This is a genomic window from Micromonospora sicca (assembly GCF_003172935.1).
Taxonomy (GTDB): Bacteria; Actinomycetota; Actinomycetes; order Mycobacteriales; family Micromonosporaceae; genus Micromonospora; species Micromonospora sicca.
This window is the reverse complement of sequence record NZ_QGKS01000255.1, coordinates 1-23155: the sequence shown is the minus strand read 5'-3', so window position 1 is coordinate 23155 and position 23155 is coordinate 1. Positions and strand designations below refer to the sequence as shown.

The window sequence follows — 23155 nt, the reverse complement described above, 5'->3', positions numbered from 1 at the left end:
ACCCGGTGGCCGTGGGCACGCGTGGTGTGATGGGCGGGTGGAACTGCGGGAAATGCGGGCGTTCGTCGTGGTCGTCGAGGAGGGGAGCCTCTCCGCGGCCGCGCGGCGGTTGCACGTGAGTCAGCCCGCGCTGTCCCAGACCATGAACGCGCTGGAGCGACAGCTCGGCGTGCAGCTGCTGGTCCGCCGCAGTACCGGCGTGCAGGCCACCGAGGCGGGCATGACATTGCTCGCCGAGGCTCGCGCGGTGCTCTCCCGGCACGATCAGGCGGTGGCCGCCGTCGCCCGGCACACCGCCGCGGGCGACCGGGTGCTCAAGCTCGGGATCCCGCTGGAGCTCCCCACCGACCTGCTGTCCCGGCCGCTCGCCGACCTCGCCGCGGCCCACCCGGGTACCCGGGTCCAGGCCCGCCACATGTCCACCGCCGCCCAGTTCGCCGCGCTCCGCGCCGGCGAGATCGACGTCGGGCTGGTGCGGGAACACCCGATCGGCCCCGACCTGGACGCCGTCCTGGTCGTCGAGGAAGCGCTGGGCGTGCTGCTATCCGCCGACCAGGCCGCCGCCGTCGCCGGCCCCGACGGGATCCGGTTGGACGCGCTCGCCGGGCTGGACTGGGTCGGTTTCCCGCGCTCCGGGAGCCCGGCCTGGTACGACGAACTCACCGCGATCCTGCGCAGCCACGGCCTGGATCTCGGACCCGCCGCACCGGAAGGGCAGCAGCTGATCCCCGAGGTGAAACTCGCGGCGGTCACCGCCGGTGGGGCCTTCGCGCTGGCACCGCCCAGCTGGTCGCAACCGATCCCGGACTCGGTCACCTGGTCGCCGCTGGTCGGCCATCCCCTCGTCCGGCGTACCTGGGCGGTGTGGCCGGCCAGCTCCCACCGGCGCGACCTCGGTCGCCTCATCGCCGCTCTGGAGGTCCGGGGGCTGGAGCAGGTCCGATCGGCAGCCGACGCGGGTCGCTTATAGCGGCCATAAGTTGCTTGATCAGCTCGGCGGGAAAGCTTCAGCCGCCGTGCGACTTGCACCCACTGGTCGGGGCACGCCCGACCGAAGCCGCTCATCGCGGACCAGAATGTGGGTGGAGAACAATGACAGAACTGCATGGCAGGTCGGCGCTGGTGACCGGGGGTAACAGCGGCATCGGCCGGGCGGCTGCCGTCGCGCTGGCCAAGCTCGGTGCGCACGTCGTGATCTCCGGTCGCGACGAGGTCCGGGGAAACCAGGTGGTCCGGGACATCCGCGCCGCCGGTGGCCGGGCCGACTTCGTGGCCACTGAGCTGCGTGACGAGGCGTCCGCCCGGGAGCTCGCCGCTCGGGCCAGGGAGCTGGTCGGCCACGTGGACATCCTGGTCAACAACGCCGGGATCTACCCGTTCGGCCCGACCGACCAGACCAGCGAGCAGACCTTCGACTCGGTGTTCACGCTGAACGTCAAGGCGCCGTACTTCCTGGTCGCCGAGCTGGCGCCGGAGATGGCGAAGCGCGGCCAGGGCGCGATCATCAACCTGAGCACGATGGTCGCCGAGTTCGGCCTGGCGGGGATGGGCCTGTACGGGGCGAGCAAGGCGGCGCTGGTGCTGCTCACCAAGTCCTGGGCCGCCGAGTACGGGCCGCACGGGGTCCGGGTGAACGCGGTCAGCCCCGGCCCCACCCGGACGGAGGGCACCGCCGGGATGGGCGAGGACCTCGACCAACTGGCGGCCACGATCCCGGCCGGACGTCCGGGGTCGGCCGAGGAGATCGCCGAAGCGATCACCTTCCTGGCCACCGACCGGTCGAGCTTCGTGCACGGCGCGATCCTGCCCGTCGACGGTGGGCGCATCGCGGTCTGAGCCCGCTGCACACCACCGCGCGGCCCGCTCCACGCCACCGTGGAGCGGGCCGCGGCCCGGCCGGGGATGACCCGGGGGCGCGTCCGGCAGTCGCGCGCCGCCCCGGAAAGACGAGAGTCAACGGGGCCGATCCGACGCCGATCGCTGCTCGACGACCGCCAGCACCACCCAGGCGATCGCGCTGAGAGACACCGCCACGACCGGCGGCAGTCCCGCCAACGCGATCACCAGCGCGACGAGCGCCAACCCCGACTGGGTCAGCGCCACCGGGCGACTGACCGACAGGCTGATCCCGCGGTAGATGATGACGCAACCGGCCATCATCGCCAGCTGGCTGCCTCCCAGCAGCCGCCCGGCCACATCGTGCCCGGGGCCCGGATGTGCCGCCTCCTTCGCCGCCAACTCGACGGCGACACCCGCGGTCACGATCGCGGCGTAGACCAGCAGGTGACCGTAGGCGTAGAAGTAGCTCCGGACCACCGCCTCCCGCCCGGCGCGGAGCACCCGGTTGCCCGCCTCGCTGTCGTACGTGGCGACGAAATACACCCACCAGACTCCGCTGGCCATGATGAAGCCGCCGACCCCGATCGCCACCGCGGCCGGTCTTCAGCCGGTGGCGCCGATTCCGTTCGCGACCGCCAGGACGGCGTCCCCGAGCACGACGATGGTGAACAGACCGAACCGCTCCGGCATGTGGGACTTCTGCGTCGGCGCCCGGCGCACCACGGCGTAGGCCAGTGGTCCGGCGATGGCGGCGTTGACGACGAGTGCGACGCCCCAGACAAAGTACCGGGCGGGCACGGACACCAGGAGCGAGCAGAACCAGAGCACGGCGCCGATCAGGAAGCCGGCGGCGTTCCACCAGCAGAACTCCCGTGCCTCGACGTCGATCCGTCCGACGATCCCGTACGTCGCGGTGAGCATCGCCAGCAGCAGCCCGTACGCCACCGCGAACCGGTCCGCGTCGCCGGCCGACCAGTGGGGAAGGGAGGCTGACAGTGCCAGCACGCCCAGCATCGCGGCCAACTGCACGATCCGGCTCGGTGGGCGATCGTCGTCGAAGAGGTCGGCGAAGTAGGAAAAGCTGAACCACAACCACCAGATCGTGCTCATCAGACCGGCGAAGACCAGCACGCCGCGCGCCGACGGATCGTCCAGCAGCAACTGGCCGAGCCGGAACACCGCGACGACGAACACCAGGTCGAAGAAGAGCTCCAGCCAGCTGGCCCGCCGCGCCGCACCATAGCCATGGATCAACGAGCGCCTGCGGCCCCGCCCTGCCCCCACGGCATCAGGTTAGCGAGGGTCGGCCCCCAGATCCCCTGATTGATCGGTATGACCGCCGTCGGCGCCGGGTGCCCGACCGGTGGCTGACCTGCTCAACGTACGGTGACCTCGACGGCGTGCCAGCCGGTGGCGCCGTCCGGCTCGACCGGCCGCCGCTCCGCCGTCTGGGTGACGCCGTCGGCGTCCGTGGCCCGCACCTGGAGGGTGTGCTCGCCCGGGGTGGCGTCCCAGCGCCAGGACCACTGCACCCAGGTGTCCACCGACACCGTCGGGGCGAGCGTCGCCTCCCGCCAGGGGCCGCCGTCGACGCGTACCTCGACCTTGCGGATGCCCCGGTGCTGGGCCCAGGCCACCCCGGCGACCATCACCGGACCGGCGGTGAGCCGGTTGCGGGACCGGGGCGTGTCGATCCGCGACTCCGTCTTGATCGGCCCCTGCGCCGACCACCCGCGCGGCACCCAGTACGCGTCGAAGTCGGCGAAGCTGGTCAGCTCCAGCTCGGTGACCCACTTGCAGGCCGAGACGTAGCCGTAGAGCCCGGGCACCACCATCCGCACCGGGAAGCCGTGCTCGACCGGCAGCGGCTCGCCGTTCATCCCGACCGCGAGCAGCGCGTCCCGCCCGTCCCGCAGCACCGCCGTGGGGGTGCCGCAGGTCCAGCCGTCGACCGAGCGGCCGACCACCTGGTCGGCACCCTCCTCCGGCTCGACCTCGTCGAGCAGCTCCTTGATCGGCACACCCAGCCAGCGCGCGTTGCCGATCAGGTCCCCGCCGACTTCGTTGGAGACGCAGGCCAGGGTGACGTACCGCTCCACCATCGGCCGGGCGAGCAGGTCGGCGAAGCTCAGCTCGATCTCCCGGCGCACCCGGCCGTGGATGCGCAGCCGCCAGGTCGCCGGATCCACCTGCGGCACCACCAGCGCCGTGTCGATCCGGTAGAAGCCGGAGTTCGGGGTGACGTACGGGGCGAGCTGGGCCAGCGAGAGGTCGGCCCCGGCGGGCACCGCCGGCGCGGCGGCCGACGGGGTCGGCAACGCGACGGCCTGCCGGGCCGCCGACACGCCCCGCCGCCCGGCCAGCCAGTGCCCGCCGACCCCGGCCACGGCCGCCACGCCCAGCAGGGTGCCCACCCCGGTCAGGAAGCGCCGCCGCCCCTCCGGGTCGACCTCCGCCCCGCCGGCCGGAACCGGCTCGCGGGCCTCGTCCGCGGCGACCGGCTCGGGGGCCGCCTCCGGGGCGACCGGCTCGGGGGCCCTCTCCGGGGCGACCGGCGGCGACCAGGACCACAGCTCGGGTTGCAGCGGCCCGGCCAGGAGCAGCCAGAGGGCCAGCGCGCCGAGCGCCGCGCCGACCAGCGAGGGCAGCGCGTCGAGGACGTTCGCGCCGGCCCGGGTCAGCGCGGCGGCCACCCCGAGGGCGGCGAAGGCCGCGATGCCGGCCAGCCCGGCCCAGAGCCGGCGGGCGGCCAGCACGCCGAGCAGCGCGGCGAACGCCGCGAGCAGCAGGGCCGTCCCGACCAGCAGGGCGATCTTGTCGTACGTGCCGAAGAGCGCGATGGCGAACTGCTTCAGCGGCGCGGGGACGATGTCGACGACCAGCCCGCCGACCGCGATCAGCGGCGCGGAACGGGCACCGGTGAGGACGGCCACCGGTTCGGCGGCGCCGATCGCCACGGCGGCGGCGGTGATCCCGGCCAGCGCGGCGTACCCGCGGGACGTGGTGGTCATCGGACCAGTCTTGTCGATCACCCCGCCGGACCGGTAGCGGCGTCAGCGTTCCGTAACCAGATACGGGTCAGGGCACACCGTCGGCGTGACGGTGTGCCCTGACGTCGTCCGTACGGCGTCGGGTCAGAAGCCCGGGCCGTGCTGGTGGCCGTGACCGTGGCCGTGCCCACCGGCGGCGGCCGGCTCGGCCTTCTCCGGCTTCTCCACCACGAGGCTCTCGGTGGTGAGCAGCAGGCCGGCGATCGAGGCGGCGTTGGTGACCGCGTTGCGGGTCACCTTCACCGGGTCGATGATGCCGGACTTGACCAGGTCGACGTACTCGCCGCGGGCGGCGTCGAGGCCGTTGCCCCACTCCTTGCCGGCGACCTTCTGCACCACCACGTAGCCGTCGTGGCCGGCGTTCTGGGCGATCCAGCGCAGCGGCTCGACCAGCGCCTTGCGCACGATCGAGACGCCGGTCTTCTCGTCACCGGTGAAGCCGAGGTCGTCGTCGAGCACCGGGAGGATCTGGGCCAGGGCGGCGCCGCCGCCCGGGACCGTGCCCTCCTCCACCGCGGCCTTGGTCGCCGAGATGGCGTCCTCGATGCGGTGCTTGCGCTCCTTCATCTCGACCTCGGTGGCGGCGCCCACCTTGATGACCGCGATGCCGCCGGAGAGCTTCGCCAGCCGCTCGGCCAGCTTCTCCCGGTCCCACTCGGAGTCCGAGGCCTCGATCTCCTTGCGGATCTGGGCGACCCGGTCGGCGACCTCGGAGGTCTGGCCGCCACCGTCGACGACGGTGGTGGTCTCCTTGTCGACCACGACGCGCCGGGCGGTGCCGAGCACCTCCAGGCCGACCTGGTCGAGCTTGTAGCCCAGCTCCGGGGCGACCAGCTCGGCGCCGGTCAGGATGGCCATGTCCTGGAGCATCGCCTTGCGGCGGTCGCCGAAGCCGGGGGCCTTCACCGCGCAGACCTTGAGGGTCTTGCGGATCGCGTTGACCACCAGCGTGGACAGGGCCTGGCCCTCGACGTCCTCGGCGATGATCAGCAGCGGCCGGTTGTTCTGGAGGACCTTCTCCAGCAGCGGCAGCAGCTCCTCGATCGCCGAGATCTTCTGCGTGGTGATCAGGATGTACGGGTCCTCCAGGACCGACTCCTGGCCCTCCACGTCCGTAACGAAGTTCGGCGAGATGAAGCCCTTGTCGAACTGGAGACCCTCGGTCACGTCCAGTTCGGTGTGCAGCGCCGAGCCCTCCTCGACGGTGATGACGCCGTCGCGGCCGACCTTCTCCATCGCCTCGGCGATCAGGTCGCCGATGGTGGCGTCCTGCGCGGAGATCGTCGCCACGTGCGCGATCGACTCCTTGTCGGCCACCTCGACGGCCCGGCCGAGCAGCGCCTCGGAGACCTTGGCGGCCGCCGCGTCGATGCCCCGCTTGAGGCCGGCCGGGTTCGCCCCGGCGGTCACGTTGCGCAGGCCCTCGCGGACCATGGCCTGGGCCAGCACGGTCGCGGTGGTGGTCCCGTCGCCGGCGACGTCGTTGGTCTTGGTCGCCACCTCCTTGACCAGCTGCGCGCCGAGGTTCTCGTACGGGTTGGTGAGCTCGATCTCCTTGGCGATGGTCACGCCATCGTTGGTGATCGTCGGCGCACCGAATTTCTTGTCCAGGACGACGTTGCGCCCACGCGGGCCGAGGGTGACCTTGACCGCGTCCGCGAGGGCGTTGACACCGTGCTCGAGCAGGTGCCGGGCGTCGTCCGAGAAGCTCAGGATCTTCGCCATGAATGTCCCTTCGAAGCGACGTTGCCCCGGCCCGGCGAGCCGGACCGGGGCAACGACACTGATCGGTTGGTTACTTCTCGATGACCGCGAGGACGTCGCGGGCGGAGAGCACCAGGTACTCCTCGCCGGCGTACTTGACCTCGGTGCCGCCGTACTTCGAGTAGATGACGGTGTCGCCGACCTTGACGTCAACCGGGATCCGGTTGCCCTTGTCATCGATGCGGCCCGGGCCGACAGCGAGGACGGTGCCCTCCTGCGGCTTCTCCTTGGCGGTGTCGGGGATCACGATGCCCGACGCCGTGGTGGTCTCAGCCTCGTTCGCCTGGACCAGGATCCGGTCCTCGAGCGGCTTGATCGCAACCTTGGTCGCGGTAGTCACGGGCATACCCTCCTGGGGTACTTGGTTTCGTTGCCGGACGGCAAGCCGAACGGCGTCAATCTGCCACATGCCACCGGGCGGGGCCGTCGTCGCGGGTGCCGGTCCGCCTGGCGTTCAGCGCCCGGGCCGAGGCCCGGAAGCTGGCACCCTCGATGGGAGAGTGCTAATCGCAGGTTATTCCTCGGCTAGCACTCCGTCAAGGAGAGTGCCAATCCGTCGTCCGGCGCGTCGTCCCGACGAACATGATCAACTCCGCCCGCGGCCGGTCGCGGCAGCCCGGCGGCGGCACCCCACCATGCCGCACCCGGCCCCGCCCGGCCGATCCGCCCCGACGGGCGGGGAGAATGGCACGGTGGATCTCGACCAGCTGGCCGCGCTGCGTACCGCCGAGGGGTCGGCCGCGCTCGCCGCGGCCACCGAGGTGGCCGGCGGCGACCCGCTGGCCGCGGCCGCCGCGCTCCGCTCGGCCGGGGTGCCGGCCGGGCTGGCCGCCGCCGCGCTCACCCAGGCCGAGCTGCGCCGCCGCGCCGCCGGCAAGTTCGGGCCGGCCGCCGCGCGGATGTTCCTCACCCGGACCGGGCTGGAACAGGCCACCCGCCGGGTGGTCGCCGACCGGCGAGCCGCGCGGCTGCACGCCGCCGGGGTACGCACCCTGGCCGACCTGGGCTGCGGCCTCGGCGCGGACGCACTCGCCGCCGCCCGCGCCGGGATCCGGGTGTACGGCGTGGAGGCCGACCCGGTGACCGCCGCGATGGCCGCCGCCAACGCCGAGGCGGCGGGGCTGGCCGAGCGGTTCACGGTGGAGTGCGGCGACGCGACCGCCTTCGACGTCAGCCGGGTGGACGGCGTCTTCTGCGACCCGGCCCGGCGGACCGCCGGCACCGGGCGGCGGATCTTCGACCCGAACTCCTACTCGCCGCCGTGGGACTTCGTCACCGGGCTCGCCGAGCGGGTGCCGCACACCGTGGTGAAGGTGGCCCCGGGGCTGGACCACGCGCTGATCCCGCCCGGCGCCGAGGCGGAATGGGTCAGCGTGGACGGCGACCTGGTGGAGGCCGCGCTCTGGTGCGGCCGACTCGCCGAGGTCCCCCGCCGGGCCACCCTGCTGCGCGGCGGCACGCCGCACGTGCTGACCGGATCCGGCGCGGCGGAGGCCCCGGTCGGCCCGGCCCGCCGGTTCCTGTACGACCCGGACCCGGCGGTGGTCCGCGCGCACCTGGTCGCCGAACTGGCCGCGGAGCTGGACGCCACCCTCGCCGACCCGAGCATCGCCTACCTGTACGCCGACGCCCCGGTCCGCACCCCATACGCCCGCTGTCTGGAGGTGACGGACGTGCTGCCATTCTCGCTCAAGCGGCTGCGCGCCCTGCTCCGGGAACGCCGGGTCGGCCGGGTGGAGATCCTCAAGCGCGGCTCGGCGCTGGAGCCGGAGAAGCTGCGCCGGGACCTGCGGCTCTCCGGCGACGCGGCGGCGAGCCTGGTGCTGACCCGGGTGGCCGGCGCGCCCACCGTGCTCGTCGGCCACCCGGTACCCGCCTGAATTCGGCTCGCCCCGCCGGCCGGGCCCGGGCTAGCTTGTCGGCATGGCGGGACAGGGCACTCCGGCGACCGCGCTGCTCGCGAAGCGGAAGATCAGCCACAGCACGCACCCGTACGACGTCTCCCCCGAGGCGCCGAACTACGGCGCCCTGGTGGCGGCGGCGCTCGGGGTCCCGCCGGAGCGGGTGTTCAAGTCGCTGGTCACCGAGGTGGACGGCGGGCTCATCGTGGCGGTGGTCCCGGTCACCGGGGAGCTGGACCTCAAGGCGCTGGCCGCCGCGGTCGGCGGCAAGCGGGCGACCATGGCCGACCGCACGGTGGCGGAGCGGGCCACCGGGTACGTCCGCGGCGGCATCAGCCCCCTCGGCCAGCGCAAGCGCCTCCCGACCGTGGTCGACGCCTCGGCGCTGGACCACCCGACCGTGTACGTCTCCGCGGGGCGCCGCGGACTCCAGCTCCAACTGAGCCCCGCCGACCTGATCGCCCTGACCGGCGCGGTGACGGCCCCGCTCGCCGGCCGCTGAGCACGAGCGCGACGCCCGGCCGGCGGGTCAGCGGTGGGTGCTGACCTTCTTACTGTCCACATCGAGGGCGGCCAAGGTCTGGCAGCAAAATAATCTCTCACCGTCGATATCTGCGCCGGCGGCATTCCCGATCCACACCAATTCCGCGGGCAGGGCGCTCCACCTCCAGCGACGGGGGGAGCGGTCGAATGTCGGCCGCGTTGCCGAATTGTTACTGGCAACAACAAACTGCTGGCCACTACGGTCTTGTGCGCCCGAGCGACGAACAATACGTTGCCCGGAACAACAAACCGCTGGCAGCGCGACCCCGCGGCTCACCGGCTCGTCACCCCACCCACCTTCCCCTCGAGTTCCGTCCCCCTTGAAAGGAACCGTGCAGAATGCGCAGAGGGATCCTCACCGTCGCCGCGGTCGGCCTGCTGACCGCGGGAAACCTCACCGCCTGCGGCACCGACTCCGGTGACGGCGCCGCGGGCAGTCCCAGGCCGAAGATCGGGGTCATCCTGCCCGACAGCGCCTCGTCGAACCGGTGGGAGACCGCGGACCGCAGATACCTGGAGGCCGCGTTCAAAGCGGCCGGGGTGGACTACGACATCCAGAACGCCCAGAACGACAAGGCGCGATTCGTCACCATCGCCGAACAGATGATCACGAATGGCGTGACCGCGTTGATGATCACCAATCTCGACTCGGGTACCGGGAAGGCGGTTCTGGACAAGGCGACCCAGAAGGGCGTCGCCACCATCGACTACGACCGGCCCACGCTGGGCGGTTCCGCGCAGTACTACGTCAGCTTCGACAACGTCGCGGTCGGCCGGCTCCAGGGCGAGGGCCTGGTCAAGTGCCTCACCGACAAGGGCGTGAAGAAGCCGGTGGTCGCCGAGCTGAACGGCTCGCCGACCGACAACAACGCGGCCCAGTTCAAGGAGGGCTACGACTCGGTCCTGGCGCCGAGGTACGACGCGAAGGAGTACCTCAAGGGCCCCGACCAGTCGGTGCCCGAGTGGAACAACACCACCGGCGGCACCATCTTCGAGCAGATGCTGACCCAGACGAACGGCCGGATCGACGCCGTCGTCGCCGCCAACGACGGGCTGGCCAACGCCGTCATCTCCGTGCTGGCGAAGAACAAGCTCAACGGCAAGGTCCCCGTCACCGGCCAGGACGCCGACGCCCAGGCCCTGCAGCACATCCTCTCCGGCGACCAGTGCATGACCGTGTACAAGCCGGTCAGGACGGAGGCCGAGGCGGCGGCCGACCTGGCGATCGCGCTGGCCCGGGGCGAGAAGAAGAAGACCGAGCAGACCTTCCACGACCCCAAGGGCGACCGGAACGTCCCCGCCGTGCTGCTGGGCGCCCAGGCCATCACCAAGGAGACGGTGAAGAACGTCATCGCGGACGGCTACGTCGACAAGGCCGACGTGTGCACCGCGAAGTACGCCGAGCTGTGCGCCCGGGCCGGCATCGGCTGAACTGAAGGAGACACCCCGTGTCCGAGACACCCCTGTTGGAACTGCGTGGCGTCGACAAGAGCTTCGGCCCCGTGCAGGTGCTCCGCGACGTCGCCTTCTCGGTGTATCCGGGCCAGGTGACCGCGCTCGTCGGCGACAACGGAGCCGGAAAGTCGACGCTGGTCAAGTGCATCAGCGGCATCTACGGCACCGACGCCGGCGAGTTCTTCTTCGAGGGACGGCCGGTGACCGTCAACGGTCCCCGGGACGCCGCCGGGCTCGGCATCGACGTGGTGTACCAGGATCTCGCGCTCTGCGACAACCTCGACATCGTGCAGAACATGTTCCTCGGCCGGGAACGGCGCTCCGGCCTCGTCCTCGACGAGCCGGCCATGGAGGAACTGGCCGCCAAGACGCTCGCCGGGCTCTCCATCCGCACGATCAGTTCACTGCGCCAGCACGTGTCCAGCCTCTCGGGCGGCCAACGCCAGACGGTGGCGATCGCCAAGGCGGTGCTCTGGAACAGCCGGCTGGTCATCCTCGACGAACCGATGGCGGCCCTCGGCCTGGCGCAGACCGCCCAGGTCCTCGAACTGGTCCGGCGGCTCGCCGACAACGGGCTGGCCGTCGTCCTCATCTCGCACAACATGAACGACGTCTTCGCCGTCTCCGACCGGATCGCGACCCTCTACCTCGGTCAGATGGTCGCCCAGGTCCGGACCACCGACGTCACGCACGCCCAGGTGGTCGAGCTGATCACCTCGGGGCGCAGTGGCTCGCTCGGCACGGCCGGCAGGAACGCCAACGGTTACCGGGGCACCGGGACGACGGGAGCCGAGAAATGATCACCCAAGCCGACCTGGCCCACCCCCAGCCGGAGACGGCCGCCCCGCGGACCGGTCTCGGCGCCCACGTACGCGGCTACCTCGCCCGCCTGCGGGGCGGTGAGATGGGCGCCCTGCCGGCGATCCTCGGTCTGGTCGTGCTCTGCGTGTTCTTCTCGGTCCTGCGGCCCAACTTCCTCACCGCCGGCAACTTCGCGAACCTGTTCACCCAGGGGGCGGCCGTCGTCCTGATCGCGATGGGGCTGGTGTTCGTCCTGCTGGTGGGCGAGATCGACCTGTCCGCCGGCTTCGCGAGCGGGGTCTGCGCGGCCGTGCTGGCCAACCTGCTGACCCTGCAGGGGTACCCGTGGTACGTGGCCACCCTCGCCGCCCTCGCCACCGGCGCGGCCATCGGCCTGGTGCTCGGCTTCCTGGTGGCGAAGGTCGGCATTCCGTCCTTCGTGGTCACGCTCGCCGCGTTCCTCGCCTTCCAGGGCATCATGCTGATGCTGATCAAGGGCGGCACCAACGTCTCGGTCCAGGCCGCCCCCATCGTCGCCATCGAGAACCGGAACCTGCCGCCGGTGGTCGGCTGGCTGCTCGCCGCGGCCGCCGTCGGCGGGTACGCCGCCACCCAGTTGCTCCGGTACCGCAACCGCCGGGCCCGGGACCTGGCGACCGATCCGATGTCGATGGTGCTGCTCCGGATCGGCAGCCTCGCCGCCGTCGTCGGCGTCGCCGTGTACGTGCTCAACATGGAACGCAGCCTGAACAGCCTGATCAGCTCGAACCGCGGCATGCCGGTCGTCGTGCCCCTGGTCGGGGTACTGCTCGTCGCGCTGAGCTTCGTGCTGTCCCGCACCGCGTACGGGCGGCACATCTACGCGGTGGGCGGGAACCGGGAGGCCGCCCACCGGGCCGGCATCAGCGTCGACCGGATCCGGATCTCCGTCTTCGTGGTCTGCTCCTCGATGGCGGCGGTCGGCGGCATCGTGGCGGCCAGCCGGTTCAGCTCGGTGGACGCCCGGACCGGCGGCAGCGACGTGCTGCTCTACGCGGTCGGCGCGGCGGTGATCGGCGGCACCAGCCTCTTCGGCGGCAAGGGCCGGGTGGTCGACGCGGTGCTCGGCGGCGCGGTGGTCGCGGTCATCGACAACGGCATGGGCCTGATGGATGCGAGCTCCGGGGTGAAGTACCTGTTCACCGGGCTGGTGCTGCTGCTCGCCGCCGGGGTCGACGCGCTGTCCCGGCGCCGCGCCCTCGCGACCGGAAACCGCTGAGGCCGGCGATGCGCGCGGGTCCGAGCCAGGAGGAGATTCGCCGGCAGAATCTCGGCGCGCTGCTGCGCCACGTCCACGTCCACGGGGCGATGTCCCGGGCCGAACTCACCTCCGCCCTCGGGCTCAACCGCAGCACCATCGGCGCGCTGACCGCGGACCTGGCCAACGCCGGACTGGTCAGCGAGGCGACCCCGAAGCAGCGGGGGCGGGCCGGGCGCCCCTCGCTGGTCGTCCGGCCCGAGTCCGCCCGGGTCCACGCGTGGGCGTTCAGCATCGAGGTGGACCGGTTGCAGGCCGCCCGGGTCGGGCTCGGTGGCGTCGTACTCGATCGGCGGGAGCTGAGCCGGCCGCGCGGTCTGGTCGCGGCGGAGACCGCGCCGCTGCTGGCCGGGGCGCTCAAGGAGATGCAACCGGCGGTGCCGCCGGGGACGATCTGCGTCGGGGCCGGGATCGCGGTCTGCGGCATGGTGCGCCGCGACGACGGCCTGGTCCGGCTCAGCCCGCACACCGGCTGGGTCAACGAGCCGATCGGCGCCACCCTGGCCGCCGAACTCGACGCGGAGACGCCCGTCGTGGTGGCCAACGTGGCCGACGTCTGCGCCTTCGCCGAACACGCCCGCGGCGCCGCGGCCGGGCGCGACAACGTCATCTACCTGTACGGGGACGTCGGCGTGGGCGCCGGCATCATCGCCGGCGGCCGCCGGCTGACCGGGCACGGCGGCTACGGCGGCGAGGTGGGCCACATGGTGGTCAACCGGAACGGGTCCCGCTGCGAGTGCGGGTCGCGCGGCTGCTGGGAGACCGAGATCGGCGAGTACGCGCTCCTGCACGCCGCCGGTCGCCCGGCGGCCTCCGGCCGGGAGGCGGTGCTCGCGGTCATCGACGCCGCCGACCGGGGGGACGCCCGGGCCCAGGCGGCGGTACGGCAGGTCGGCGACTGGCTGGGCTTCGGCGTGGGGAACCTGGTCAACATCTTCAATCCGGAGATGGTGATCTTCGGGGGAACCATGCGGGACCTCTACCTCGCGGCGGCGGCGCAGGTGCGCAGCCGGCTCAACTCGGTGGGCCTCTCGGCGTGCCTGGAGCACGTCCGGCTCCGCACCCCGCAACTGGGGCGGGACGCCGCCCTGGTCGGGGCGGCCGAACTGGCCTTCGAGCGGCTGCTCGCGGACCCGCTGGAGGTCTGACGGGGCGGGCCACGGCCCGGCCGGTGAACTGATCGCGCCGGTGATCCGTACCAGTGTGCGGACGGGCGGCCGACGGGGTGCGGACGCCCGCGACACCCGCGTTCGGTCCGGACCGAGGAGGCACCGCAACAATGGCACCGCTGCAATCCGCACGCCGCCGGCCAGCGCACCGGACCCGCCGGGTGGCGCTGCTGCTCATCACGCTCGTCGCGGGGCTCGGCGTCCTCCCCGGGGTGGCCGTGGCCGCGCCCGGCGCGCAGCTGAACGCCGCCGACATGACCCTGCTCAACGGCGTACGGCTGGCCGGGCTCTGGGAGATGCCGGCCGGGCAGATGGCCGCCGAGAAGGGCCAGTCGCCCCGGGTACGCGAGATCGGGGCGGAGATCTCCCGGCAGCACGGCGTCCTCGACCAGCTCGTGGTGAACGCCGCCAACAAGCTGGGCGCCACCCTGCCGACCGACCCGACCACCGAGCAGAAGGGGTGGCTGGGCGAGATGCAGAACGCGACCGGCGCCCGCTTCGACCAGATCTTCGTCACCCGGCTCCGGGTCGCCCACGGCAAGATCTTCCCGGTGATCGGGGCGGTCCGGGCCAGCACCCGGGACGCCACCGTCCGCAAGCTCGCCGACGAGGCCAACAAGTTCGTCTCCGACCACATGGCGATGCTGGAGAGCACCGGGCTGGTCCGCTGGCAGCAGCTGCCGCCCGCCGCGCTGCCCCCGGCGCAGAGCGACTCGCTGGTCGCCGCGGCAGCCGCCAACGTCGGCAGCGGCGGCCGCGCCGCCGAGGTCAGCACCACCGTCGTCTGGCTGGTCTTCCTCGCCGCCCTCGGCACCGGCGGCATCGCGACGTACCGCATCCTGCGCCGCAGCTGACGCCGGGGCGCGGCAGGCCACCCGGAGCACCGTCACCGACCGGCCCCCGCCACCCCGGCGGGGACCGGTCGCCTCCGTCAGCCGTGCCAGGACCGCCACAGGGCCGCGTACGAGCCGTCCGCCGCGACCAGCTCGTCGTGCGAGCCCAGCTCGGTGATCCGGCCGTCCTCGACCACCGCCACCCGGTCCGCGTCGTGCGCGGAGAAGAGCCGGTGCGCGATCGCGATCACCGTCCGACCGTCGAGCACGGCGGCGAGCGAACGTTCCAACTCCCGGGCGGCGTGCGGGTCGATCAGCGAGGTCGCCTCGTCCAGCACCAGGGTGTGCGGGTCGGCGAGGACCAGCCGGGCCAGCGCGAGCTGCTGCGCCTTCGCCGGGGAGAGCGGATGCCCGCCCGAGCCGACCGGCGTCGCCAGCCCCTCCGGCAGCGCCTCCGCCCAGCCCAGCGCGTCGACGGCCGCCAGCGCCGCCCGGACCTCGGCGTCGCCCGCCTCCGGCCGGACCATCGCCACGTTCTCCGCCAGGGTGCCGATGAAGACGTGATGCTCCTGGCTGACCAGGGCGACGTGGGTGCGCAGCTCCGCCAGGGGCAGCTCGGCCAGGGGCCGGCCGTCCACCGTCACCGAACCGGAGCGGGGTGCGTGCACCCCGGCCAGCAGCCGCCCCAACGTGGACTTCCCCGCGCCGGACGGGCCCACCATGGCCAGCTTCTCCCCCGGCCGCGGCACCAGGGTCACCCCGTGCAGCACGTCGTGACCCTCCCGGTAGGCGTACCGGACGTCCCGGGCGGCCAGCCGGCGCTCCCCGCCCGGCGGAGCGGACCCGGCAGTCGTGGCCGGCGCCGACGGGCCGTCGACGGCCACCCCGAGCAGGCGGGCCATCGAGGCGCCACCGACCTGCAGCTCGTCCAGCCAGGAGAGCAGCCGGTCGATCGGGTCGACCAGCTGCTGCACGGGTGGCCGCGGTGACCTGACCCAGGCTGGCCCAGCCCCTCAGGTGGAACCAGCCGCCGATCACCAGGGTGGCGACCACCGGCACCACGTACCCGATCTCGGCGACCGGGAAGAAGACCGTACGCAGGTTGAGGGTGTAGCGCTCGGCCGCGTACGACCGGCGGATGTCGGCGTCGCTACGGGCCCGGCGGCGGGCCTGCTGGCGCAGCGCCTCCGTGGTCCGCGCCCCCTCCACCGTCTCGCTGATCCCGTCGGTGATGTCCGAGTAGGCGGCGTTCTCCCGCAGGTAACCCGCCGGCGCCCGGCGCAGGTACCAGCGGGTGCCGGCCCACAGCACCGGGACCGCGAGCAGGCAGGGCAGCGCCAGCAGCGGGCCGGTCAGCAGCAGCGCGCCGAGGACCAGCACGACCGTCACCACCGCGATCAGCGTCTCCGGCACCGCGAACCGGAGCGTCCGGGACAACGCCGAGACGTCCCGCGAGGTCCGGGTGAGCAGGTCACCGGTGCCGGCCCGCTCCACCGTGGACAGCGGCAGGGCCAGCACCCGGTCCACGAAGTCCTCCCGCAGCTCGGCCAGGACCCGCTCGCCGAGCCGGGCCGAGGCGAGGTGCGCGAACCGCACCAGCACCGACTGGACGACCACGAAAGCCGCGATGGCCAGCGCGACCCGGTCGACGGTGACCGCCGACACGCCGCGTGAGATGCCCTCCACCAGGTCGCCCAGCAGCCGGGGCGCCACCAGGCCGGCCGCCGCGGCGAGGGCGTGCAGGCCGAGCGCCCCGGCCAGGCCGCGCGGGTGCCGGCGGACCAGCGTGCGCGCGTACCGACGGACCTGGTCGGCGTCGGCGACGGGCAGCGCGTTGCTCATCGCTCCTCCTCCCGGCTGACCGTGGCCGCGTACCGCGGCTCGGCCGCGAGCAGTTCGTCGTGCCGGCCCTCGGCCACCACCTTGCCGTCCTCCACGAAGACCACGTGCTCGGCCCGGCCCAGCACCAGCGGGCTGGTGGTGCAGACCAGCGTGGTCCGGCCGCGCCGGGCCGCGCCGAGCCGCTCGGCGATCCGCGCCTCGGTGTGCGCGTCCACCGCGCTGGTCGGCTCCACCAGCACCAGCGTCTCCGGGTCGGCGACCAACGCGCGCGCCAGCCGCAGCCGCTGCCGCTGCCCGCCGGAGAACTCCCGTCCCCGCTCGGCCACCCGGCCGTCCAGCCCGTCGGGCAGGGCCTCGACGATGTCCGTCGCGCTCGCCGCGACCAGCGCCGCCTCGACCGCCGCCCGGTCGGCCGCGTCGTGCGGATCCAGCTCCGACCGGATCGGGCCGGTGAAGAGGTGCGCGTCGTTGTCGGCCACCAGGATCCGCTCGCGCACCGTCGCCACCGCCAGGTCCCGCAGCGGTACGCCGTGCAGCGTCACGTCGCCGTCGGCGTACCGGCCGAGCCGGTCGGCGATCGCAGCCGCGTCCTCCGGGGCACTGGCGGCCAGCGCGGTGAACCGGCCCGGTCGCACCACCAGCCCGGACTGCACGTCGACCAGCTCACCGGGGCCGGCGGGCAGCGCCGCCGGGTGGGCCGGATCGACCAGCTCCGGAGTGAGCCGGAGCAGCCGCACCACCCGCCGGGCGGCGACGTGCCCCCGGGTCAGCTTGTCCGCCGCCTCGGTCAGGTTGCGCAGCGGGCTGACCAGGAAGGCGGTGTAGCCGTAGAAGGCGACGAGCTGGCCGGCGCTGATCTCACCGCGCAGCGCGAAGCGGGCGCCGAGCCAGGTCACCAGCACCACGAACGCGCCGGGGAGCAGCACCTGCGCCGCCTCCAGCAGCGACTCCACCCGGGCCACCCGGAGGCCGTCGGCGCGCAGCGCCTGGGACTGCGCCCGGTAGCGCGCCGAGAGCACCGGCTCGCCGCCCACGCCGCGCAGCACCCGCAGCCCGGAGACGATGTCACCGGCCCGGGCGGTCAGCCGCCCCTCCGAGTCCCGGTACGCCTGCTGCTGCCGGTGCAGCGGCCGGATCAGCAGCCCGACCAGGCCCATCAGCAGCGGCACGCCGAGCACCACCACCAGCCCGAGCGGCACCGAGGCGTCCAGCAGGATCAGCGCCACGGTGCCGACGGCGACGATCGAACCGGCGCCCCGCGCGGTGATGTCGACGGCGCTGCCGATGTGCTCGATGTCGGCCGTACCGATGCTGACCACCTCGCCGGCGACGACCCGGCGGGGCAGCGCGGCGCCCAGCCGGTTGGTGGCCTCGACGGTCACCTGCACGGTCCGGTACGCGGCGGCCAGCCAGTTGTGCACCGCGCAGCGATGCCGCAGGATCCCGGCCACCGCCTGGAGCACGCCCAGCCCCAGCAGCACGGCGCCCCAGGTCAGCAGGGCGTCCGGGTCCCGGTGGGCGAGGCCGGCGTCGACCGCCCGGCCCACCGCGGCCGGCATCAGCGCCTGGGCGACCATCCAGACGATGCCCAGCGCGATGCCGGAGCCGAAGAGGAACGGGTGCCGGCCGGCCAGCCACAGCAGGTAGCGGGTGGCGGACCGGTCGTCGGGGATGCCGGGATCGCCGGCCGGTGAGAAACGCATGGCGACCCGACGCTAGGCGGCCTCGACGGTCCCCCGCATCCGAATTCCCGCCGGTCAGCGCGGTGTGCGACGCAGGTCGCACCGCCGACGAGGATGGCGGGACCACCCCGTTCGCCAATGGTCGCTAGGCTTCCGGCGGGATGCGGCGGGTCCGGGTCCCTCCACAGTCGACCGGGGAACGGGGTGGCCGCGTGACCGACCAGTACGACCGACCGGACGGCCCGCTGGGCCGTTTCACCGCCGCCCGGGGATCCGGTGACGCGGCGGGCGGCCTGGTGCACGTCGAGCTGGACGGCACCGGGGACCTGACCGCCCTCGACCTCGACCCGCGCGTCATGCGGCTGCCCGCCGAGGATCTGGCGGCCGCGATCCGCGAGGCGTTCGGCACCGCCCGCGCCGCGTTGCAGGCCGCCCTGCAGGAGCAGCTCGCCGCGCAGCCGGTGACGCTGCCGCAGGGGCTCGGTCCGCTCCTCAACGACCTCGGCTTCGGCGCGCAGCGCCGGCTGGACGACCTGACCGCGGCGGCGCAGCAGATCGCGGACCGGCTGGACCGGATGGGCGGGGCGGCGCCGCGATGATGAAGCCGATGCACACCGAGCCGGAGGTGCTGGCCGGGGCGGCCCAGCAGATCGCCGGGGTGGCGGTGGAGCTGGAGACCGGCCTGGGCGCCCTGGAGGCCACGGTGACCACGCAGAACCCGTGGGGCGCCGACGAGCCGGGCACGGTCTTCGGGGCGGCGTACACCGAGGTGCTGTCGCACGCGCTGGAGACGTACGGCTCGCACGTGCAGCTGCTGATCACCGCCGCCGAGGGGCTGGCCGACTGGGCGCAGCAGGTGGTCGAGGTCGACCAGCAGTCGGACGCGCTCTTCACCTCGCTGCACGGCCGGTTGGGAGCCTGACCGGTGGGTCTCGAACTTCCGGCCGAGCTGACCGAGCCGCTGAGCTGGATCGGTCTGGAGTGGCCGCAGGCCGACGAGGAGCTGCTCTTCGCCGCCGGACAGCAGTGGTTGTCCTTCGGGATGACGTTGCAGGCCGCCGCGGAACGCGCCAACGGGGCCGCCGACGCGGTCGGCCGGTACAACACCGGCGACACCGTCGACGCGTTCGAGGCGTGGTGGCGGCGGGAGGACGGCCCGCAGCTGCGGCTGCTGGAGGACGCGATCGCCGCGCAGCTCATCGGCGCGGTGCTGATGATCTTCGCGGCGATGACACTGGCCATGAAGATCGCCTTCATCGTCCAACTGATCATCCTGCTGGTCCAGGTGACCATTGCGCTCGCCGCCGCGATCGCCACCGTCGGCGCCTCCACCACCACCGTGCCCGGCTTCATCGCCGCCACCCGGATGATCTGCCAACGCCTGATCAAGATGATCGTGCAGCAGGTCCGCACGGTGCTCAAGCAGATCCTGGAGCAGGCCAAACGGCTGCTCAAGCTGGCCCGCAAGGTCGGTGCCAAGCGGGCCGCCCGCAAGGTCGAGCGGCAGATCGCGCACGACCTCAAGCGGGTCAACCCGAAGTTCAACCCGCCCCACCCGGACTACTCGGCGAACTGCACCCACTGCGTGCAGACGTACGAGCTGCGCCGGCGGGGCATCGACGTCGAGGCGACCGCGCTGCCGAAGCAGTTCCACAACTGGGGCGGCCGCTCGATCGGCGACATCGAGAACACCTGGGGCCGCCGGTTCAGCACCGGCGGCCAGGGTGACATCGAGCAGGCCTTCCAGAACTTCGGCCCCGGTTCCCGCGGCGTCGTCGCGATCCGCTGGAACAACGGCGGTGGGCACGTCTTCAACGTGGAGAACGTCGGCGGCAAGGTCCGCTTCATCGACGGCCAGAACGCCGGCCGGGACGTCGCCGACTACTTCGCCAAGGGCCACAGCACCTCGTTCGTCCGGCTGGACGACATCCCCATGCCCGGCGGGCTCACCGAGTTCGTCCGGCCACCCGGTTAGGATCACGCGTCATGGCTGTCACCTACGAGCAGGCCCGGGACATCGTCCGCCGGGCGACCGAGCCGGACTGGCCGATCGGCACCTACTGCCTGGACGACCGCAAGATCGTCGAGAACGACGCGTTCTACGTGTTCGAGGTGGGCGCCCGGGAGTTCCTGGTCGGCGGCGACATGTCGTACATGATGGCCGGTTCGGTGCCGGTGGTGTACAAGGCGGACGGTCGGTTGGAGTTCCTGCCGTCGTTCCAGATCGGCACCGATCCCTCGATCAGCGACCGGCCCAACCCGGCGCCCACCATCCAGGTCTGACCGGCCCCAGGTCGACCGCCGGCCGTCGGGTCAGCGGTCGACCTGGGTGAAGTCCCAGGAGTGCGGGGGCCGCGCCACCAGCCGCATCGGCGGCTCCGGCAGGTCCCGGGGGCTGCTCCGCCACTTGGAGATCACCACCAGCCGGTGGTCGGTGGAGGAGAAGACCTCGCTGGACAGGTGCAGCGGGTCGTGCTCGAACTCGGGCAGGGCGGTGTCGCAGACCCAGGTGATCAGGTCGGCGAAGCCGTACGGCTCGGCGCGCGCCTCCCACATCCGTACGATCACGTCGTCCCTCTCGTCAGCGGCGGGCGGCATGTCAGACGCTGACCACGGTCAGCGGCATGGCGGAGTCGGCGGGCAGGTCGAGGCGGCTCGGCGCGACGCCCGAGGCCACCAGGTGCGAGCCGAGCGCGGCCACCATCGCGCCGTTGTCGGTGCAGAGCTTCGGGCGCGGCACCCGGACCCGGACGCCCTGCTTCGCCGCCCGGTGCTCGGCCATCGCCCGCAGCCGGGAGTTGGCAGCCACTCCGCCGCCGATCACCAGCGTCTCGACGCCGTTCGTCCGGCAGGCGTCCAGCGCCTTGCCGACCAGCACGTCGCAGACCGCCTCCTGGAAGGACGCGGCCACGTCGGCCACTGGCACCGGCTCGCCGGCCCGCTGCCGCGCCTCCACCCAGCGGGCCACCGCGGTCTTCAGGCCGGAGAAGGAGAAGTCGTACCGGTGGGCGGCGAGGTCCTTGGCGGCGGTGAGGCCGCGCGGGAAGCCGATGGCCCCGGCATCGCCGGCCCGGGCCTCCCGGTCGATCCACGGGCCGCCGGGGAAGGGCAGCCCGAGCAGCCGGGCCACCTTGTCGAACGCCTCACCGGCGGCGTCGTCGATGGTCGAGCCGAGCGGGGTGACCCCGCGGGCCAGGTCGTCGACGAGCAGCAGCGACGAGTGCCCGCCGGAGACCAGCAGGGCGATCGCCGGCTCGGGCAGCGGCCCGTGTTCCAGGGTGTCCACGGCGACGTGCGCGGCGAGGTGGTTCACCCCGTACACCGGCTTCTCGGCGGCGACGGCGTAGCCCTTGGCCGCGGCCACGCCCACCAGCAGCGCGCCGGCCAGGCCCGGGCCGGAGGTGACCGCGATCGCGTCGATGTCGGTGATGGTCACCCCCGCCTCGGCGAGCGCCCGCTCCATGGTCGGGACGATGGCCTCCAGGTGGGCCCGGCTGGCCACCTCGGGCACCACGCCGCCGAACCGGGCGTGCTCGTCGACGCTGGAGGCGATCGCGTCGGCGAGCAGGGTGTGCCCGCGCACGATGCCCACGCCGGTCTCGTCGCAGGAGGTCTCGATGCCGAGGATCAGGGGTTCGTCAGCCATGCTCATCAATCCTCGTTGCGCCGCATGACCAGCGCGTCGGTGTTGCTCGGTTGGTAGTAGCCGCGCCGCACCCCGATCGGCTCGAAGCCGTAGCTGGCGTAGAGCCGCTGGGCCGGGGCGTTGTCCGCCGCGACCTCCAGCAGGGTGCTGCGAGCGCCGCGCCGGTCCGCCTCGGCGAGCAGCGCCTCCAGCAGGAGCCGGCCGATGCCCCGGCGCTGGGCGTCCCGGCGGACCGCGATGTTCTGCACCCAGGCCTCGTCGGGTGGCGCCACAATGAGCCCGGCGTAGCCGAGCACCGTACCGTCGTCGTCGGTGGCGACCAGGTAGTGGTGCCCGTGGGCCAGCTCGTTCCAGAACATCGCCGGGGACCACTGCTCGACGCCGAAGAGGTCCGCCTCGATCGGCAGCACCTGGTCGATGTGCCACCAGCGGAACCGGCTCAGCCGTACCGGCTCGCTGCTCGCGCTCACGGTAGGACCGGCTTGTGCCCGGTTGCCGCCACCGCGTCCGGGCGGCGCAGGTAGAGCGGGGTGAGCGGCTCGCCGGGGGCGCCGGCCCGGATCCGCTCGGCGGCCAGCGTGGCGAGCACGGTCGCGTCCGGGTAGCGCGGCTCGGCCCTCAGCGGCAGGCCGAGGACGTCCGCGTACCGGTGCGCGCCGTCGCCGGCGGCCACGGTGACGGCCAGGTCGCGGGCGCGCTCGGCGGCGACCGCGGGGGCGTCCACGTTCGGCCCGGCGATCCGCTGGCCGGCGCCGTCGTAGACGGCCCAGTAGATCTCCCGGCGGCGGGCGTCGCTGGCGGCCAGAACCGGCTCGCCGGCCGCCACCGGGTGGCCGATCCCGTCCAGCGAGCAGACGCCGTACGTGGGGATGCCGAGTACCTGACCCATGGTGGCGGCGGTGACCAGGCCCACCCGCAGCCCGGTGAACGGCCCGGGGCCGAGCCCGGCGACGATCGCGGCCAGGTCGGCGGGGCGGGCGTCGGCGGCGGCCAGCACCGCGTCGACCTGCGGGGCGAGCAGCTCACCGTGCGCCCGGGCGTCGACCGTGCACCGCTGCGCGCGGGTCACGACGCCGTCCGCCGAGACCTCGACCAACGCCGCGGTCACCGCGGGCGTCGAGGAGTCCACCACCAGTACGAGCACGGTATGCCAGCCTAGTCGGCTCCGCGCGCATACCCGGTCACACCCCGTCCGGGCCGGCCGTGGCGGCCAGCGACGGGCGCGCCGGCCCGAAGGTGGCTGCCACCGCCCGGCGCCCCCGGCGTTTCGTCGCGCCGCCCGCGCACCTCGCCCACCCCCGTGCGATCCGGTCCCGCGCCGCGACCCGCCCCC

Annotated in this window: 21 protein-coding genes and 2 pseudogenes; 13 read left to right on the top strand and 10 right to left on the bottom strand. The window is 73.3% G+C overall.

Annotation, left to right across the window (positions count from 1 at the left end; all coding sequences use genetic code 11):
* Window positions 1-37: 37 nt before the first annotated feature.
* Both DKT69_RS19470 and DKT69_RS19465 read left to right on the top strand, forming a co-directional pair.
* Window positions 38-970: a LysR family transcriptional regulator gene (locus tag DKT69_RS19470; protein ID WP_201749742.1), complete on the top strand. Its 933-nt coding sequence runs from the start codon at window positions 38-40 to the stop codon at window positions 968-970.
* A gap of 122 nt (window positions 971-1092) precedes the next feature.
* Complete coding sequence (locus tag DKT69_RS19465; protein WP_109802948.1) at window positions 1093-1836, top strand: SDR family NAD(P)-dependent oxidoreductase; 744 nt, start codon at window positions 1093-1095, stop codon at window positions 1834-1836.
* Between the two features lie 117 nt (window positions 1837-1953).
* Here the strand turns inward: DKT69_RS19465 and DKT69_RS39950 are convergent.
* The 4 genes and pseudogenes from DKT69_RS39950 to groES all read right to left on the bottom strand — a co-directional run bounded on the left by DKT69_RS39950 (window position 1954) and on the right by groES (window position 6993).
* Window positions 1954-3123 (bottom strand): annotated as a pseudogene (locus tag DKT69_RS39950) (low temperature requirement protein A).
* Between the two features lie 92 nt (window positions 3124-3215).
* Entirely contained in the window at window positions 3216-4850 is a 1635-nt protein-coding gene (locus DKT69_RS19450; RefSeq protein WP_109802959.1) for a molybdopterin-dependent oxidoreductase, read from the bottom strand.
* Between the two features lie 123 nt (window positions 4851-4973).
* Entirely contained in the window at window positions 4974-6614 is a 1641-nt protein-coding gene (gene groL / locus DKT69_RS19445; protein ID WP_109802945.1) for a chaperonin GroEL, read from the bottom strand.
* Between the two features lie 70 nt (window positions 6615-6684).
* A complete protein-coding gene (gene groES / locus DKT69_RS19440; RefSeq protein WP_497529405.1) occupies window positions 6685-6993 on the bottom strand; it encodes a co-chaperone GroES in 309 nt (102 codons plus the stop codon).
* Between the two features lie 352 nt (window positions 6994-7345).
* Between groES and DKT69_RS19435 the strand changes: the two genes are divergently transcribed.
* The 7 genes from DKT69_RS19435 to DKT69_RS19405 all read left to right on the top strand — a co-directional run bounded on the left by DKT69_RS19435 (window position 7346) and on the right by DKT69_RS19405 (window position 14673).
* Window positions 7346-8533, top strand: coding sequence for a THUMP-like domain-containing protein (locus tag DKT69_RS19435; RefSeq protein ID WP_109802943.1), 1188 nt, complete (start codon window positions 7346-7348; stop codon window positions 8531-8533).
* A 43-nt stretch (window positions 8534-8576) separates the two neighbouring features.
* Window positions 8577-9056, top strand: coding sequence for a Cys-tRNA(Pro) deacylase (gene ybaK, locus DKT69_RS19430; protein WP_109802942.1), 480 nt, complete (start codon window positions 8577-8579; stop codon window positions 9054-9056).
* A gap of 380 nt (window positions 9057-9436) precedes the next feature.
* Window positions 9437-10528, top strand: coding sequence for a sugar ABC transporter substrate-binding protein (locus tag DKT69_RS19425; protein WP_109802941.1), 1092 nt, complete (start codon window positions 9437-9439; stop codon window positions 10526-10528).
* 17 nt (window positions 10529-10545) lie between these two features.
* Window positions 10546-11352 carry an ATP-binding cassette domain-containing protein gene (locus DKT69_RS19420; RefSeq protein WP_109802940.1) on the top strand — a complete coding sequence of 269 codons (807 nt, stop codon included), beginning with the start codon at window positions 10546-10548 and terminating at the stop codon, window positions 11350-11352.
* On the top strand, window positions 11349-12611 hold the full coding sequence (locus DKT69_RS19415) for a sugar ABC transporter permease (RefSeq protein WP_109802939.1): 1263 nt from the start codon (window positions 11349-11351) through the stop codon (window positions 12609-12611). Before DKT69_RS19420 ends, DKT69_RS19415 begins: the two co-directional genes overlap by 4 nt.
* 8 nt (window positions 12612-12619) lie before the next feature.
* Window positions 12620-13798, top strand: coding sequence for an ROK family protein (locus DKT69_RS19410; protein ID WP_109802938.1), 1179 nt, complete (start codon window positions 12620-12622; stop codon window positions 13796-13798).
* A 131-nt stretch (window positions 13799-13929) separates the two neighbouring features.
* Window positions 13930-14673 (top strand): DUF4142 domain-containing protein, encoded by a 744-nt coding sequence (locus tag DKT69_RS19405; RefSeq protein WP_109802937.1) that lies wholly within the window; start codon window positions 13930-13932, stop codon window positions 14671-14673.
* 77 nt (window positions 14674-14750) lie between these two features.
* Here DKT69_RS19405 and DKT69_RS19400 read toward each other — a convergent pair.
* Together DKT69_RS19400 and DKT69_RS19395 are read right to left on the bottom strand one after the other, a co-directional pair.
* Window positions 14751-16494 (bottom strand): annotated as a pseudogene (locus DKT69_RS19400) (ABC transporter ATP-binding protein).
* Window positions 16491-18197, bottom strand: a complete 1707-nt coding sequence (locus tag DKT69_RS19395) for an ABC transporter ATP-binding protein (RefSeq protein WP_109802936.1) — start codon at window positions 18195-18197, stop codon at window positions 16491-16493. The pseudogene DKT69_RS19400 and the gene DKT69_RS19395 overlap by 4 nt, the downstream one beginning before the upstream one ends.
* Window positions 18198-18388: 191 nt before the next feature.
* Between DKT69_RS19395 and DKT69_RS19390 the strand changes: the two genes are divergently transcribed.
* From DKT69_RS19390 to DKT69_RS19375, 4 genes are read left to right on the top strand one after another with little or no spacing between them, the layout of a single operon-like run.
* Window positions 18389-18775, top strand: coding sequence for a YbaB/EbfC family nucleoid-associated protein (locus DKT69_RS19390; protein ID WP_157746351.1), 387 nt, complete (start codon window positions 18389-18391; stop codon window positions 18773-18775).
* 8 nt (window positions 18776-18783) lie between these two features.
* The gene (locus DKT69_RS19385) at window positions 18784-19098 is read left to right on the top strand and encodes a hypothetical protein (protein WP_161557890.1); all 315 of its coding nucleotides are present in this window, start codon (window positions 18784-18786) and stop codon (window positions 19096-19098) included.
* A gap of 3 nt (window positions 19099-19101) precedes the next feature.
* On the top strand, window positions 19102-20151 hold the full coding sequence (locus tag DKT69_RS19380) for a toxin glutamine deamidase domain-containing protein (RefSeq protein ID WP_146231142.1): 1050 nt from the start codon (window positions 19102-19104) through the stop codon (window positions 20149-20151).
* Window positions 20152-20162: 11 nt separating this feature from the next.
* Window positions 20163-20459, top strand: coding sequence for a hypothetical protein (locus DKT69_RS19375; protein ID WP_109802933.1), 297 nt, complete (start codon window positions 20163-20165; stop codon window positions 20457-20459).
* A 30-nt stretch (window positions 20460-20489) separates the two neighbouring features.
* On the opposite strand, the gene DKT69_RS19370 is transcribed toward DKT69_RS19375, so the two are convergent.
* From DKT69_RS19370 to tsaB, 4 genes are read right to left on the bottom strand one after another with little or no spacing between them, the layout of a single operon-like run.
* A complete protein-coding gene (locus DKT69_RS19370) occupies window positions 20490-20744 on the bottom strand; it encodes a hypothetical protein (protein ID WP_109802957.1) in 255 nt (84 codons plus the stop codon).
* Window positions 20745-20775: 31 nt separating this feature from the next.
* On the bottom strand, window positions 20776-21822 hold the full coding sequence (tsaD, locus tag DKT69_RS19365; protein WP_109802956.1) for a tRNA (adenosine(37)-N6)-threonylcarbamoyltransferase complex transferase subunit TsaD: 1047 nt from the start codon (window positions 21820-21822) through the stop codon (window positions 20776-20778).
* A 5-nt stretch (window positions 21823-21827) separates the two neighbouring features.
* Window positions 21828-22292 (bottom strand): ribosomal protein S18-alanine N-acetyltransferase, encoded by a 465-nt coding sequence (gene rimI, locus DKT69_RS19360; RefSeq protein ID WP_236648072.1) that lies wholly within the window; start codon window positions 22290-22292, stop codon window positions 21828-21830.
* Window positions 22289-22966: a tRNA (adenosine(37)-N6)-threonylcarbamoyltransferase complex dimerization subunit type 1 TsaB gene (gene tsaB, locus DKT69_RS19355; protein ID WP_109802932.1), complete on the bottom strand. Its 678-nt coding sequence runs from the start codon at window positions 22964-22966 to the stop codon at window positions 22289-22291. The genes rimI and tsaB overlap by 4 nt, the downstream gene beginning before the upstream one ends.
* Window positions 22967-23155: the final 189 nt, after the last annotated feature.

Coding starts and splice junctions, on each gene's coding strand:
- DKT69_RS19405 (WP_109802937.1), top strand. CDS start 13,930: ATGGCACCGCTGCAATCCGCACGCCGCCGGCCAGCGCACCGGACCCGC.
- DKT69_RS19465 (WP_109802948.1), top strand. CDS start 1,093: ATGACAGAACTGCATGGCAGGTCGGCGCTGGTGACCGGGGGTAACAGC.
- groL (WP_109802945.1), bottom strand. CDS start 6,614: ATGGCGAAGATCCTGAGCTTCTCGGACGACGCCCGGCACCTGCTCGAG.
- DKT69_RS19385 (WP_161557890.1), top strand. CDS start 18,784: ATGCACACCGAGCCGGAGGTGCTGGCCGGGGCGGCCCAGCAGATCGCC.
- tsaD (WP_109802956.1), bottom strand. CDS start 21,822: ATGGCTGACGAACCCCTGATCCTCGGCATCGAGACCTCCTGCGACGAG.
- ybaK (WP_109802942.1), top strand. CDS start 8,577: ATGGCGGGACAGGGCACTCCGGCGACCGCGCTGCTCGCGAAGCGGAAG.
- DKT69_RS19450 (WP_109802959.1), bottom strand. CDS start 4,850: ATGACCACCACGTCCCGCGGGTACGCCGCGCTGGCCGGGATCACCGCC.
- DKT69_RS19395 (WP_109802936.1), bottom strand. CDS start 18,197: ATGCGTTTCTCACCGGCCGGCGATCCCGGCATCCCCGACGACCGGTCC.
- DKT69_RS19375 (WP_109802933.1), top strand. CDS start 20,163: ATGGCTGTCACCTACGAGCAGGCCCGGGACATCGTCCGCCGGGCGACC.
- DKT69_RS19410 (WP_109802938.1), top strand. CDS start 12,620: ATGCGCGCGGGTCCGAGCCAGGAGGAGATTCGCCGGCAGAATCTCGGC.
- DKT69_RS19425 (WP_109802941.1), top strand. CDS start 9,437: ATGCGCAGAGGGATCCTCACCGTCGCCGCGGTCGGCCTGCTGACCGCG.
- DKT69_RS19415 (WP_109802939.1), top strand. CDS start 11,349: ATGATCACCCAAGCCGACCTGGCCCACCCCCAGCCGGAGACGGCCGCC.